We start from the raw sequence: 13,146 nt of genomic DNA, 5'->3' as shown, positions 1-13,146 counted from the left end.
GCCGGCACACTCCCTCAGATCGACGGCAGCGGCTGCGTGCCGTCGATCCAGCCCAGGATGCGGTCGGCGATCGCCGCATAGTTTCCATCGAAATGATGGCCGCCGCCGAGTTCGAGCTTCGGCGTCTGGCGGAGTTCGGGCAGCGTGCAGGCCGTGCCCTGCTCCTCCGCGCCGTAGATGCACACCGTGTGCGCGGCCGGCAGTGCCGCGATCGCCGGGCCGACGGCGTGATCGCCGCCGAGCCCGAGCCAGCCCGCCACCGAGACCTGGAACCGCGTCGTTGCCTCGGGCGCCAGCAGCGCGACGAGCTTGGCGCGCTCGCCGAGCGCCGGCGGCAGGGCGGCATAGGCGAAGGGCAGCGTGTTGGCGCCGAAGGAATAGCCGAGCAGCGCAACGGGTAGCCGTCCGGTCGGATCGGCCCGGGCGACCAGCGCCGTGATGTCGTCCGCCATCTCCTCGGGGCTGCGCGCCGACCAGAAGTAGCGCAGCGAATCGACGCCGACGACATGGACGCCGCGCGCGGCGAGCGCCTCGCCGATGGTCTTGTCGAGGTCGCGCCAGCCGCCGTCGCCCGAAAAGAACACCGCAAGCGCCGTCGGCGTGCCGGTGGCCGGCAGGTCGATGGCCGGCAGGGCCGCCGCCGCGGCGTCGCCCCGCGCCAGCGCCGCCGCGGCATCCGCCGCCGCCGCCAGCCGGGCCGCATCGCCCGCGACGGTCGCCGCCGTCACCCCGGCCCGGCCGGCGAGCGCCCCGCCGAGCGGCTGCGCCGTATCGGCGGGCAGCAGCAGGCGGACCGGTTCGGGCAGCCGGTCGGCGGGGCCATAGGCATAGCCACCGGTCGGCGACCGCGTGGCGGGCGCCCCGGCGCAGACCGGCCGGGCGGTGTGCAACTGGCGGGCGGGGTCGATCACCACCGCGCCGGCGAGCGTCGCCGCCGGGGCGTCGGCCACCGCCGCATAGGCGGCCAGCCCGCCCTCGCCGCGGCCGATCACCACCGGATGGAAGTAGTTGTCGAGCGCCAGCGTGCGCGCGGCCGCCTTGGCGAGGCCCTCGAGGGCGGAGCCGAGGTAGACGCAGTCGCCGTCGCCGGTGTCGAGCTGCCGGCGCCAGGCGGAGAGATCGACGGCGGCGACGGCGAGGCCGCGGCCGGTGAGGTCGGCGGCGAGCACGGCATCGGCCGGTGTGAGGCCACCGGCGTCGGAGACGAGGATCGCGAGGCCGCGCACGGTGCCGTCCGGCGCCTCCAGCGCGGCGGCGACACCCTCGGCCTCGATCGTGGTATCGGCCCGCGCCACGGCGGCCGGATGCGGCGCGAAAATACCGTGCGGCAGCATGCGGCCGGCGAAGCCGAGCAGGGCGGCGGCGCCGACCACCGCGAACACGGTGCGGCGGAGAAGGGGCTTCATCATCGGCGGAGCATCTCCAGCGGGCTGCCGTTGATCAGGCGGCCGACATCGATCAGCGCCTGCGCCTGGTCGAAGCCGGCCGGGCAGACGAGGTAGTGCGGGGTCCAGACCGGGCCGAACTTCGCCTTGAAGGCGCGCAGGCCCTCGAAATGGTAGAGGTCGCCGCCACGGCGGTAGAGCAGCGCCCCGAGGCGGCTCCAGCGCGCCGCGAGGCGGTGGCGGGCAAGGCCCGCGAACGGCGCGGCGCCGAGGTTGAACCAGCGGTAGCCTTCGGCTTTGGCGTGGAGCAGCAGCTTCACGAACAGCGCGTCCATCATGATCTTCGAGACACCCGGCAGGTAGCGCATCAGGTCGACGGCGATCTCGTGCCGCCCGGCGCCGCGCCAGAGATTGGCAAAGGCGACGATCTCGCCGTCCTTCTCCAGCACCGCGCAGTCGAAGCGACGGAGATAATCGCCATCGAAGCGCCCGAGCGAAAACCGCTTCTCGGCGCCGGATTTTTCCACGAGCCAGGCATCCGAGACAGCCTTCAGCCGCGGCAGCACGGCGGCGACCTCGGCCTTGGGCAGGATGCGGAAGACGAGACCTTCCTTGTCGGCGCGCCGGTCGGCGTAGCGCAGTTCCTGCCGCGCCGATCCCTCGAGGCCGAAGCCGGCGAGATCGACCCGGGCGACTTCGCCGAGCTTCAGCGCCTGAAGGCCCATCTCGAGATAGCGCGGCAGCGCCGCCGCCTCGACGCCGTAGAAGACGCAGCGCAGCCCGGCCTGGTCGGCGCGTTCGCGGAATGCCCAGTCGAGCCGCACCGCCGCCGGATCGGCGGGGTCCTCGCCCGCCGTGACCGGACCGCCGAGCGCGACGAGGCTGCCGCCGCTCGCCGCATACATCACGAAGCCGGCGCCGCCGGCATCGACGAGGAAGCGCTTGTCGCCGGTGAAGGCGAGCGCGGCCCCGGCGTTCGGCGCGGCCGCCGCGATCTGCTCGATCTCCGGCGTGATCGGGTCCGGCCGGCCGGCGGCGCGGCGGCCGAGCACCATGTCGAGGCCGAGGGCGGCGAGCAGCGCGGCGCAGGCGACGCTCGCCCGAAGGAAGCGCGGTGCGTCGCTGCCGAAGGCGAATTCCCACCAGAGCGCGTGCTGGTAGGCGACCTCGCGATAGGCGAAGAAGCCGAGCCAGGTGGCGGCGGCGAGCGTCGCCGCGACCATGCCGAGCCAGTGCGGGCTGAGCAGGCGCAGGCCGCCGCCGCCCGGCAGCGGCGCGCGGTAGAAGGCGTCGCGGAAGCTCGCGATCAGCAGCGCGGTGACGGCGAGCACGCTCGCCTCCTCCCAGTCGAGCCCCTTCGCCAGCGAGAAGGCGGCGCCGGCGACGAGCAGCACCACGGCGACGCTGTAGGCCCGGCGCAGGCGCCGGTAGAGGCCGCGGGCGACGACGAGCAGGGCGAGGCCGACGAGGCTGGCGGCGAGGTGCGAGGTCTCGACGAAGGGCAGCGGCAAGAGGTCGGCCAGCGTATCGAGCCGGTCGGGCGCGCCGGGGGTGGCTCCCGAGGCGAGCAGCACGATGCCGCCGCCGAACACCAGCGCCGCCGCCGCCGGCGGCACCGCGGGCGCCACGGCGCGGTGGAGGGCGCCGGCGAGCCGCCCGGCCCGGCTGCGGCGGAGTTCGATCACGGCGAGGCCGAGGGCGGCGAGGCCGAGCGGCAGCACGGTGTAGATAAGGCGGTAGGCGACGAGGCCGGCGAGCGCTTCGGGCCGGTCGCCGAGGCCGAGGCCGGCCACCATGGTCGCCTCGAACACGCCGAGGCCGCCCGGCGCATGGCTGGCGATGCCGAGCACGATCGCCGCGACATAGGTGAAGGCAAAGCCCGCGAGGCTGCCCTGGCTGCCGGTGGGCAGCAGCACCCAGAGGGCGGCGGCGGCCGCGGCGAGATCGACGAGGCCGGCGGCGAGATAGGCGAGCGCGGCGCGCCCCGAGGGCAGCGCGAGGTCGACCCGGCCGACGGTGAGCCGCCGCGCGCCGGTAGCGAGCCAGGTCACCGCCGCGGCGAGCAGCGCGAGGCCGGCGCCGCCGGCGGCGACCTCGATCCGCACGTCGTGCCACGGCCAGAGCCGGATGCCGGCGGGATCGGCGACGAGGGCGAGCGAGACGAGGGCGACGACGCCGGCCATCAGCGCGAACCACGACAGCGCCACCACGGCGGCGATGTCGCCCGCGCCCAGCCCCTCGGCAGCGTAGATGCGCCAGCGCAGCGCGCCGCCGGTGAGCAGCGGAAAGCCGAGCGCGTTGGAGACGGCGTAGCCCATGCTGCCGGCGGCCATCGCGACGCGGGCGTCGACCCGGTCGCCCGCCACGGAGCGGACGGCGACGACGTCGTAGGCGCCGAGGGCGAGGAAGCTGACGGCGGTGGCGAGCACCGCGAGCAACAGCGCGGAGGCCGGGATCGCGGCGAGCGCGGCGCTGACGTCCCCGAGCGAGATCGCCGTGACGTGGCGCTCCAGCACCACGACCGCGAGGACCGCGAGGGCGAGGCCGGCGAGCGGCGGCACCAGCCGGCGCAGGCTGCGCCGCGGCACGCTCGCAGCGGCCGGATCGGGGGCTGGATCGGGGCCCGGATCGGGGGTCGGATCGGGCGCCGCGCCGGGCGCGGCAAAGCCGGCCGGCAGGCGGGGCGAGGCGATGGTCATGATGGCGGTCTCGCCGGAAGGATCTGCCCGCGGGCCGGCGGCGGCGGGGATCGGGACGTGAAGACCGCCCCCCGGCGCGGGGGGATGCGCGGGGGGCGGTCGGTCCGGCCGGCCGGTTCACCGTGGGGGGCAGGGTGCCGGGCGGCCGAAAGGGGAAAGCAGCGGCCGGGGGCGCGGGCGCCCCCGGGATCATCGGTCGGGATGGCCGGGCCGTCAGGCGGCCTTGGCGGTCAGGGCGAGGAAGCGGGCGTTGCCGTCGCGCTCGACCTGCACCAGCACCGGCCGCTTCTGGCCCTTGGCGGCATCGAGCGCCTTCACCGCGTCCTGCGGGCCGGTGACGGGGTCGCGGCCGACCTTGACGATGAGGTCGCCCGGCTGGATGCCCTGCTCGGCCGCCACGCTGTCCGGGGCGACGTTCATCACCACGGCGCCGGTCTTGCCGGCGGCGAGGCCGAGTTCCTCGCGTACCTCCGGCGTCACCGGGCCGAGCGCGAGGCCGTAGGACTCGCGCGCCGCCTGCGGCTCTTCGGCGGCGGCGACCTCGGTGGCCGGGCTGAGGCCGACCGCGACCTCGATGCTGCGGCTCTCGCCGCCACGCACGACGTCGAGCGTCGCGTCCGAGCCCGGCGGCACGGCCGCGACCAGGCGGGCGAGGTCGCGGAACGCCTTCACCGGCTGGCCGGAGACGGCGGTGACGACGTCACCCGGCTCGATGCCGGCCTTCGCCGCCGGGCTGTCCGCGGTGACGTTGGCGACCAGCGCCCCCTCGGTGCCGGGGAGGCCGAGGCTCTCGGCGAGCTCGTCGGTGAGCGGCTGGATGGCGACACCGAGCCAGCCGCGCTCGACCGAGCCGTGCTCGCGGATCGCCGCGATCACCGGTTCGACCAGCGTCGCGGGGATCGCGAAGCCGATGCCGACCGAGCCGCCGGTCGGCGAGTAGATCGCCGTGTTCACGCCGACGACGTTGCCGTCCATGTCGAACAGCGGGCCGCCGGAGTTGCCCTTGTTGATCGCCGCATCGGTCTGGATGTAGTCGTCGAACGGGCCGGAGTGGATGTCGCGGCCGCGGGCCGAGACGATGCCGGCAGTCACCGTGCCGCCGAGGCCGAACGGGTTGCCGACCGCCATCACCGGCTTGCCGACCTTGATCGCATCGGCTTTCGCGAAGGTGACGTGCGGCAGCGGCGTGTCGCTCTCGACCTTGAGCAGGGCGAGGTCGGTCTTCTCGTCGGTGCCGACAAGGGTGGCGACCAGTTCGCGCCCGTCCTGCAGGATCACCTTGATGTCGCTGGCGTCGCCGACGACGTGGTTGTTGGTGACGATGTAGCCGGCCGGATCGATGATGAAACCGGAGCCGAGCGCCGTCTGCGGCATGCCGCGGCGGGTCGGCGCCTCGTTCGGCCGCTCGCCGTCACGGCCGAAGCGCTGGCCCTGGCGCTCGCGGAACTGGCGGAAGAACTCGTCGAACGGCGTGCCCTGCGGCAGGTCGGGTGCGACGAAATTGGTCTGCTCGACCTTCTGGGTGGTGGAGATGTTGACCACCGCCGGCAGCACGCTCTCCGCCAGCGCGGAGAAGTCCATGCCGGGGATGGCGGCCTCGGCCGGGCTCGTCATCAGCGGCAGCGCGCTGGGGGCGACGATCGCCGCCGACAGCATCAGCGCCGCGGCAACGGCCACGACCCGGCCGCGCTTGCCCGCGGCGGCCTTCGGGGAAGAGGTGCGGTCCTGCATCGCTCGGAACTCCTTGGTTCTCTCAAAATCCGGCGCCCCTTCGCGGGGCTTGGAGCGGAGAATGCGGGTCCGGGGATTTCACGGCGATCGACGGAAGATTGATTTTTGCCAATGTTGGGGAGCGGGGGCGAAGGGCGGGGGAGGGCGGCGTCATGGGCTGCCGCATGGCGGCGAAGGAAAAGCGGCTCTTTCCTCGCCCTCCATGCCGTCATCGCCGGGCTCGATGATCAGCCCGGGGTCATGACCGGGGAGGGGGTGTGCCCGGGAACCGAAGACGCTCGCCCCGCTCTCTCACGACGAGAGCGCTCGCCGGTGCCGCCCGCAACCGGTTTCCCCTCAGTGCAGCTTCACCCGCGGTTCTGTCCGGCGCATGATCAGGCGGGCGAGGGTGCCGAGGATGACCTTGCCGTAGCCGTGCAGCGCCACCTGGTGCATCTTGTAGAGGGAGCGGTACATCAGCCGCGCGAACATCCCCTCGAAGAACATCGACTTGCCGGCGATGAAGCCCATCAGGCTGCCGACCGTCGTATAGTGGCCGAGCGAGACCAGCGAGCCGAAGTCCTTGTAGACGAAGGGCTTCAGCGGCTGGCTCTTCAGCCTGCGCCGGATCTGCGCGTAGACGTGGCTCGCCTGCTGGTGCGCGGCCTGGGCGCGCGGCGGCACGAAGCCGCCGCCGGGCAGCGGGCAGGCGGCGCAGTCGCCGAGCGCGAAGATATCAGGGTCGCGCGTCGTCTGCAGCGTCGGCAGCACCACGAGCTGGTTGCTGCGCGTCGTCTCCAGCCCGCCGAGATCCTTCAGCACGTCCGGGGCCTTGACGCCGGCCGCCCAGATCACGAGGCCGCTCTCGATGAAGCCGCCGTCGGCGAGCTTGACGCCCTCGGCGGTCACCTCGGTCACCTTGGCGCCGGTGCGCACCACGACGCCGAGCTCGGCGAGCAGCCCGGCCGTCGCAGTCGACAGCCGCTCGGGCAGCGCGGGCAGGATGCGCGGCCCGGCCTCGATCAGCGTGATGCGCAGGTCCTTGTCCGGGTCGATCTTGTCGAGGCCGTATTCGACCACCGCGCGGGTGGTGTGGTGCAGCTCGGCCGAGAGCTCGGTGCCGGTGGCGCCGGCGCCGATGATCGCGACGTGCAGCTGGCCGTGCCGGATCGGCTCCTTCTGCGTGTGCGCGCGGTAGCAGGCGTTGACGATGCGCCGGTTGAACAGCGCCGCCTGCTCCGGCGTCTCCAGCGCCACGGCGAAGTCCTTCGCGCCGGGGGTGCCGAAATCGTTGGTGGTCGAGCCGATGGCGATCACCAGCGTGTCGTAGGAGAACGAGCGCGGCGGCGTGATCTCGAGCCCGTCCTCGTCGAAGGTCGGGCCGAGGTGCACCTGCTTGGTCGTGCGGTCGAGGCCGATCATGCGGCCGTAGCGGTAGCGGTAGCCGTGCCAGTGCGAATGCGCGAGATAGTCGAGCTCGTGGCGGTCCTCGTCCATCGAACCGGCGGCGACCTCGTGCAGCAGCGGCTTCCAGAGATGGGTGCGCGAGCCGTCGATCAGCGTCACCCGCGCCTTGCCGGTCTTGCCGAGCCTGTCGCCGAGCCGGGTCACGAGCTCGAGCCCGCCCGCGCCGCCGCCCACGACCACGATGTGGTGCAGCGTCTCGTCTTCCTGTCGCGCCAAGATGCATCTCCCGTCTGGAACCGGCCTGTCGCGTCGGCCTGCCGGCCGCCCCCGCGCGATCCTTCCGATTCGACTTTCGTCTGAAGCCGGAGCATCGGTCGGGCGAGCCGAATTGTCACTGCGGTATCTCGTCGGGGACGTCGGGCGGCCGGTGGGTCAAATCGATTGAAATCGCGCTGCCGCGCCCGCGCGCTTGCAACCGGTCGGCCGTTGTGCATTTTGGCGCGACCAGGCCGGGCCCCTCTGGCAGCGCCACGCGCTGCGATGTCGGACTGGGTGTACCACGATCGGCCCGGCCGCAGGTCCTGTCCCCTGTCGACCTCTGCAAACGTCCCCTCGCGTGCCCGGCCACAGCCGGCGCCGGGTCTCCGGGCGAGCCGATCCGCACCGCAAGGGATTGGCTGCGCATGAACGACATCATAGCTGAACTCATGACACCCGAAGCGCTCACCGCGCTGATGCAGGTGATCGCGATCGACCTCGTCCTCGCCGGCGACAACGCCATCGTCATCGGCCTCGCCGCCGCCGGCCTGCCGAAGGAGCAGCGGGCGAAGGCGATCCTGATCGGCATCATCGCCGCCACCGTGATGCGCATCGGCTTTGCCGCCGTCACCACGCAGCTGCTGCAGATCGTCGGCCTGCTGCTCGCCGGCGGCGTGCTGCTGCTCTGGGTGTCGTGGAAGATGTGGCGCGAGCTGCGCACCTCGCACGCCGAGGAGCATGCCGCGGAAGAGGCTCTCGCCGACGCCGACCTCAACCACGACGGCACCATCGCCAAGGGGGTGCCGCGCAAGAGCTTCGCCCAGGCCGCCTGGCAGATCGTGATTGCCGACGTCTCGATGTCGCTCGACAACGTGCTGGCCGTCGCCGGCGCCGCCCGCGACCATCCGACCGTGCTGGTGATCGGCCTCGTGCTGTCGATCGCGCTGATGGGCCTCGCCGCCTCGTTCATCGCCCGGCTGCTCAACAAGCACCGCTGGATCGCCTATGTCGGCCTCGCCGTCATCCTCTATGTCTCGGTCGACATGATCTACCGCGGCTTCGTCGAGGTGTCGCCGCTGATCACCGGCGCCGGCTGACGGGCGGACTTCTGCCGAAACAGCGAAGGGGCGCGGCCGGCAGGCCGCGCCCCTTTTGCGTTTCGGGACAAGGTGGTGGGTGCCGGATGGCGGCTTGGCCGCTCAGCCCTGCACCACCTCCTGGCGCTGGGTGCCGAGGCCCTCGATGCCGAGCGTGACCACGTCGCCGGCCTTCAGATAGCGCGGCGGCTTCATGCCGAGGCCGACGCCCGGCGGCGTGCCGGTCGAGATGATGTCGCCCGGATGCAGGCTCATGAACTGCGACAGGTACGAGACGAGATAGGCGACGCCGTAGACCATGGTGGCGGTGCTGCCATTCTGCATGGTCTCGTCGTTGACCTTCAGCCACATCTTGAGGTTCTGCGGATCGGCGACCTCGTCCTTCGTCACCAGCCACGGACCGGTCGGCCCGAAGGTGTCGCAGGATTTGCCCTTGGTCCACTGGCCCTGGCGCTCGACCTGGAAGGCGCGCTCGGAGACGTCGTCGATGACGCAGTAGCCGGCGACGTAATCGAGCGCCTCGGCCTCGCTGACGTACTTTGCGGTCTTGCCGATCACGACGCCGAGCTCGACCTCCCAGTCGGTCTTCACCGAGCCGCGCGGGATTTCGACGGCGTCGTCCGGGCCGACGATGGCCGAGGTCGCCTTCATGAAGATGATCGGCTCGGGCGGTACCTTGGCGCCGGTCTCGGCGGCGTGGTCGGAATAGTTGAGGCCGATGCAGATGAACTTGCCGGTGCCGGCGACGCAGGGGCCGAGCCGCGGCGTGCCCTCGACGAGCGGCAGGCCGGCAGCGTCGAGCGCGGCGAGTTTCGCCAGCCCCTCGGGGCCGATCGCGGCGCCGGCGATGTCGGCGACGACGCCGGAGAGGTCGCGGATGCGGCCGTCCGCATCGAGCAGGCCGGGCTTTTCCTGGCCCGCGGGGCCGTAGCGCAACAGTTTCATGGGAACTCCTCGAATGGCCGACGCGAAGTCGGGCGAGCTTTGCCGGAGCGCCGGCGAAGCCGAAACGGCGGGGGTCAGGCGGTCCAGCCGCCGTCGATGACGCTGATGCTGCCGGTGGTATAGGTCGCGCCGGCGAGATGCACGACGAGGTCGGCGATCTCCTCGGGCTGGCCGATGCGGCCGATCGGCTGGCGCGCGACGAAGGCGGCGCGCGCCGCCTCGTAGTCGCCCTGTGCGCGCAGCCGCTGCTGCAGCGACGGCGAATCCACCGTGCCGGGGCAGATCGCGTTGCAGCGGATGCCCCTGGCCACGAAATCGGCCGCCACCGAGCGGGTGAGGCCGATCACCGCCGCCTTGGTCGTCGAATAGGCGAAGCGGTTCGGCACGCCCTTCACGCTGGAGGCGACCGACGACATGTTGATGATCGAGCCGTCGCCGCGCGCCAGCATGCCCGGCAGCACCGCCCGGATCGTGCGCACCATCGCCTTGACGTTGAGGTCGAAGGCAAAGTCGAGATCCTGGTCGCTCGCCTCTAGGATGCTGCCCGAATGCACCACGCCGGCGCAGTTGAACAGGATGTCGACCGGGCCGGCGGCGGCGAAGAAGGCGTCCACGGCCGCGCCGTCCAGCACGTCGAGCCGGCGGGCGTCGATGCGCGGGTCCGCGAAGGTGGCGAGGGCATCCGCGTTGACGTCCGTCGCGATCACCCGGGCCCCGGCGGCGACGAGCGCCAGCGCACTGGCCCGCCCGATCCCCTGCGCCGCCGCGGTGATCACCGCCACCTTGCCCTCGAGCTGCCCGGCCATCTCCATCCCCGTCCTCGCGGGCGGTCGCTGCGCCGCCCGATCTGTCTTTTGTCGTTATAAAGCAATTTTCGCCGGTGGGGAGGGGGTAACGCCGGGGCACCGCCGGTCGGCCTACGCCTGGTCGGCGCGGTGCGCGGTGCAGGCGGCGATGAAGGCGGCGAGCAGCGGATGCGGGGCGCCGCGGCGCGAGGAGAGTTCCGGGTGTCCCTGCATGCCGGCGTAGAAGACGTCGCCCGTGAGTTCGACCGCGTCGATGATGGTGCCGCCTTCGCCGCGCGCCGCGACCCGCAGGCCCGCGGCGGCGAGCGGCGCCTCGAGGTCCGGCGCCAGCCGGTAGCGGTGGTTGCAGCGGATCGTCGCCTCCGGGCCGAGCAACCGGCTGAGCCGCGTGCCGGGCTCGGTGCGGATCGTCCGGTCGCCGAGCCGGTGCACGGTGCCGTCCGCAGCGATCGGCACGAAGGTCTTCACCGGGGCGTCGGGATCGGCCTCGGCGAGATTGGCGCTGGCGGCGCCGAGCGCGCGCTGCGCCACCGCCGTCGTCATCGTCTGCATGCCGAGGCAGAGCCCGACCGCCGGCACGCCGAGGTCGAGCGCCGCGTGGGCGGCGGCGATCTGGCCGGCGACGTTCGCCATGTCGGCGCCTCCCGGCAGCAATACGCCGTCGGCCGCCGTCAGCGCCGCCCGCATGCCGGCGGCGTCGAGCGCCTGCGGCGGCAGGAACACCGGCTCCAGCCGGAAGCCCGCCGCCTCGGCCGCGTCGGCGAGCGACGTCAGCGCCGCCGGATAGACGTTGCGATGGTCGTCCTCGGTGCCGACGAGGGCGATCACCAGCGCCGGCGCCGTGCTGCCGTCCGCCGCGAGATCGGCCGCGTCCAGCCGGCCGAGCCGGTCGCGGCGCCAGCGCCCGGCGCGGGTGTCGAGCGCGCCGGCTTCGTCGATCAGCAGGAAGGCGCCGTGCTCCTCGACGACGGCGAGCCGCCTGACGCTGCCGCCGCCGGCGGCCGCAACGATCGCGTCAGGATCGACGCCGGGATTGATTGGCAGCAGCACCATTCCGGTCGCCGCCGCCGCGGCGATCTCAGCGGGCGACGACGGCGCTTCGGTCGGCGCCCCGCCGAGGCGCTCGCCCCAGACGAGGCCGCTCGGCACCAGCGTGCCGCCGGCGGTGACATGCTGCACGGCGTCGGCGTAGCGCGCCGTGTCGAAGCGGGCCGGCAGGTGCATCAGCCGCGCCCCGAGCCGCATCGCCGCGGCCCCGGCGATGGCGCCGTAGAGCGCCGGTTCCGGCCGGTCGTGCGAAATCAGGATCAAGCCCATGCGGCGGCGTCACTTTCCGGCTGAATTGGAGACGAACGATACAATTCTATGAGGCGGGAGAGGGGCGGACAAGCCGGGCAGCGTCGGTAATTGCCGATAATTTCAGCGGATATATCCGGATTTCAAAATTGAATAATAGTGATCAAGAGATACAATGCGGCGATTGCAGGAGGCCCGTTGATGTCGCTCGAAACCCTGGCGCCGCGCATGCGGCGCGTCCGCCCGTCCCCCACCGCCGCGATTTCCGACAAGGTCCGCGCGCTCACCGCGGCCGGCCATGCCGTGGTCAATCTCGGCGAGGGCGAGCTCGATTTCGCCACCCCGCCGCACGTCTGCGCCGCCGCCGTGGCGGCGATCGCGGCCGGCGACACCAAGTACACCGCCGTCGCCGGCACCGCGGCGCTGAAGGCGGCGATCGCGGCGAAGTTCGCCCGCGAGAACGGCCTCGCCTACGACGCGGACGAGATCATCGCCGGGGCCGGCGCCAAGCAGCTGATCTTCAACGCCCTGCTCGCCACGGTGGCCGCCGGCGACGAGGTGATCGTGCCGGCACCCTACTGGGTGAGCTACCCCGACATGGTGGCGCTCGCCGAAGGCGAGCCGGTGATCGTGCCATGCCGGGCCGAGGACGGCTGGAAGCTGACGCCGGCGGCACTTCTCGCCGCGATCGGCCCGCGCACCCGCTGGCTGCTGCTCAACTCGCCGAACAATCCGACCGGTGCGGTCTACTCGGAGGCGGAACTCCGTGGGCTCGCCGACGTACTGCTCGACCACCCGGACGTGCTGCTGCTCGCCGACGACATCTACGAGCACGTCCGCTACGGCTACGCGCCGTTCGCGACCCCGGCGGCCGTCGAGCCGCGGCTACGGCCGCGCACGCTCACCGTCAACGGCGTCTCCAAGGGCTATTCGATGACCGGCTGGCGCATCGGCTATGCCGCCGGCCCGGCCTGGCTGATCGGCGCGATGCAGACGCTGCAGTCGCAGTCGACCTCCAATGCCGCCTCGATCAGCCAGGCCGCGGCGGTGGCGGCGCTGGAGGGCGGCCTCGACTTCATGGACGACTGGCGCGCCCGCCTCGCTGTCCGGCGCGACATCGCGCTCCGCGCGATCGCCCGCATCGACGGCCTCTCCTGCCCGGCGCCCGAAGGCGCCTTCTATGCCTTTGCCGACTGCAGCGGCCTGATCGGCCGGCGCACCCCGGCCGGCCGGGTGCTGGCGAGCGATCTCGACGTCGCGGAATATTTTCTCGACGCCGCCCACGTCGGCGTCGTGCACGGCGCCGCCTTCGGGGCGTCACCCTATCTGCGGATCGCCTATGCGGTGGACGACGCGGTGCTGGCGGATGCGATGGACCGGATCGCGGTGGCCTGCGCGCGGCTCGGGCGGGCGGCGGCGGCGTAAGCCCAAGGCCCTACGTCCGGGGCGGCCCCCTCCCTGTCCCTTGTAAGTTACCTCTGCCGTCCTCTGGTACAGTGCCAGGTGCGGCGTCGGATGCGCGACCGCCGGTCCCTGGGTCGTC

The 13,146-nt window shown here is 72.7% G+C and carries 9 protein-coding genes; 2 read left to right on the top strand and 7 right to left on the bottom strand.

All coding sequences use genetic code 11. The annotated features are described in order from the left end of the window. Positions 1-14: 14 nt before the first annotated feature. From I5731_RS07350 to I5731_RS07335, 4 genes are all read right to left on the bottom strand, one after another. On the bottom strand, positions 15-1,409 hold the full coding sequence (locus I5731_RS07350; protein ID WP_235981624.1) for an AcvB/VirJ family lysyl-phosphatidylglycerol hydrolase: 1,395 nt from the start codon (positions 1,407-1,409) through the stop codon (positions 15-17). After that, positions 1,406-4,084 carry a bifunctional lysylphosphatidylglycerol flippase/synthetase MprF gene (gene mprF, locus I5731_RS07345; RefSeq protein WP_197310723.1) on the bottom strand — a complete coding sequence of 893 codons (2,679 nt, stop codon included), beginning with the start codon at positions 4,082-4,084 and terminating at the stop codon, positions 1,406-1,408. Before mprF ends, I5731_RS07350 begins: the two co-directional genes overlap by 4 nt. 213 nt (positions 4,085-4,297) lie before the next feature. Further along, the gene (locus tag I5731_RS07340; RefSeq protein WP_197310722.1) at positions 4,298-5,815 is read right to left on the bottom strand and encodes a DegQ family serine endoprotease; all 1,518 of its coding nucleotides are present in this window, start codon (positions 5,813-5,815) and stop codon (positions 4,298-4,300) included. Between the two features lie 336 nt (positions 5,816-6,151). After that, a complete protein-coding gene (locus I5731_RS07335; protein ID WP_407941835.1) occupies positions 6,152-7,480 on the bottom strand; it encodes an NAD(P)/FAD-dependent oxidoreductase in 1,329 nt (442 codons plus the stop codon). Between the two features lie 404 nt (positions 7,481-7,884). Between I5731_RS07335 and I5731_RS07330 the strand changes: the two genes are divergently transcribed. After that, the gene (locus I5731_RS07330; RefSeq protein WP_210336263.1) at positions 7,885-8,556 is read left to right on the top strand and encodes a TerC family protein; all 672 of its coding nucleotides are present in this window, start codon (positions 7,885-7,887) and stop codon (positions 8,554-8,556) included. A gap of 102 nt (positions 8,557-8,658) precedes the next feature. Here I5731_RS07330 and I5731_RS07325 read toward each other — a convergent pair whose 3' ends face one another. From I5731_RS07325 to I5731_RS07315, 3 genes are all read right to left on the bottom strand, one after another. Beyond that, on the bottom strand, positions 8,659-9,501 hold the full coding sequence (locus I5731_RS07325; RefSeq protein WP_197310720.1) for a fumarylacetoacetate hydrolase family protein: 843 nt from the start codon (positions 9,499-9,501) through the stop codon (positions 8,659-8,661). Between the two features lie 74 nt (positions 9,502-9,575). After that, positions 9,576-10,307: an SDR family oxidoreductase gene (locus tag I5731_RS07320; RefSeq protein ID WP_197310719.1), complete on the bottom strand. Its 732-nt coding sequence runs from the start codon at positions 10,305-10,307 to the stop codon at positions 9,576-9,578. 111 nt (positions 10,308-10,418) lie between these two features. Then, on the bottom strand, positions 10,419-11,624 hold the full coding sequence (locus I5731_RS07315) for a glutamine amidotransferase-related protein (RefSeq protein ID WP_197310718.1): 1,206 nt from the start codon (positions 11,622-11,624) through the stop codon (positions 10,419-10,421). Between the two features lie 180 nt (positions 11,625-11,804). Between I5731_RS07315 and I5731_RS07310 the strand changes: the two genes are divergently transcribed. Further along, on the top strand, positions 11,805-13,028 hold the full coding sequence (locus tag I5731_RS07310) for a pyridoxal phosphate-dependent aminotransferase (protein ID WP_197310717.1): 1,224 nt from the start codon (positions 11,805-11,807) through the stop codon (positions 13,026-13,028). Positions 13,029-13,146: the final 118 nt, after the last annotated feature.

The sequence above is a fragment of the Methylobrevis albus genome (genome assembly GCF_015904235.1).
Lineage (GTDB): Bacteria > Pseudomonadota > Alphaproteobacteria > Rhizobiales > Pleomorphomonadaceae > Methylobrevis_A > Methylobrevis_A albus.
This window is presented reverse-complemented; position numbering and strand designations above follow the sequence as displayed.

Excerpts from the sequence above, each read along its gene's own strand:
- I5731_RS07320 (WP_197310719.1), bottom strand. The coding sequence starts at position 10,307 with ATGGCCGGGCAGCTCGAGGGCAAGGTGGCGGTGATCACCGCGGCGGCG.
- I5731_RS07310 (WP_197310717.1), top strand. The coding sequence starts at position 11,805 with ATGTCGCTCGAAACCCTGGCGCCGCGCATGCGGCGCGTCCGCCCGTCC.
- I5731_RS07315 (WP_197310718.1), bottom strand. The coding sequence starts at position 11,624 with ATGGGCTTGATCCTGATTTCGCACGACCGGCCGGAACCGGCGCTCTAC.
- I5731_RS07330 (WP_210336263.1), top strand. The coding sequence starts at position 7,885 with ATGAACGACATCATAGCTGAACTCATGACACCCGAAGCGCTCACCGCG.
- I5731_RS07340 (WP_197310722.1), bottom strand. The coding sequence starts at position 5,815 with ATGCAGGACCGCACCTCTTCCCCGAAGGCCGCCGCGGGCAAGCGCGGC.
- mprF (WP_197310723.1), bottom strand. The coding sequence starts at position 4,084 with ATGACCATCGCCTCGCCCCGCCTGCCGGCCGGCTTTGCCGCGCCCGGC.
- I5731_RS07325 (WP_197310720.1), bottom strand. The coding sequence starts at position 9,501 with ATGAAACTGTTGCGCTACGGCCCCGCGGGCCAGGAAAAGCCCGGCCTG.
- I5731_RS07350 (WP_235981624.1), bottom strand. The coding sequence starts at position 1,409 with ATGATGAAGCCCCTTCTCCGCCGCACCGTGTTCGCGGTGGTCGGCGCC.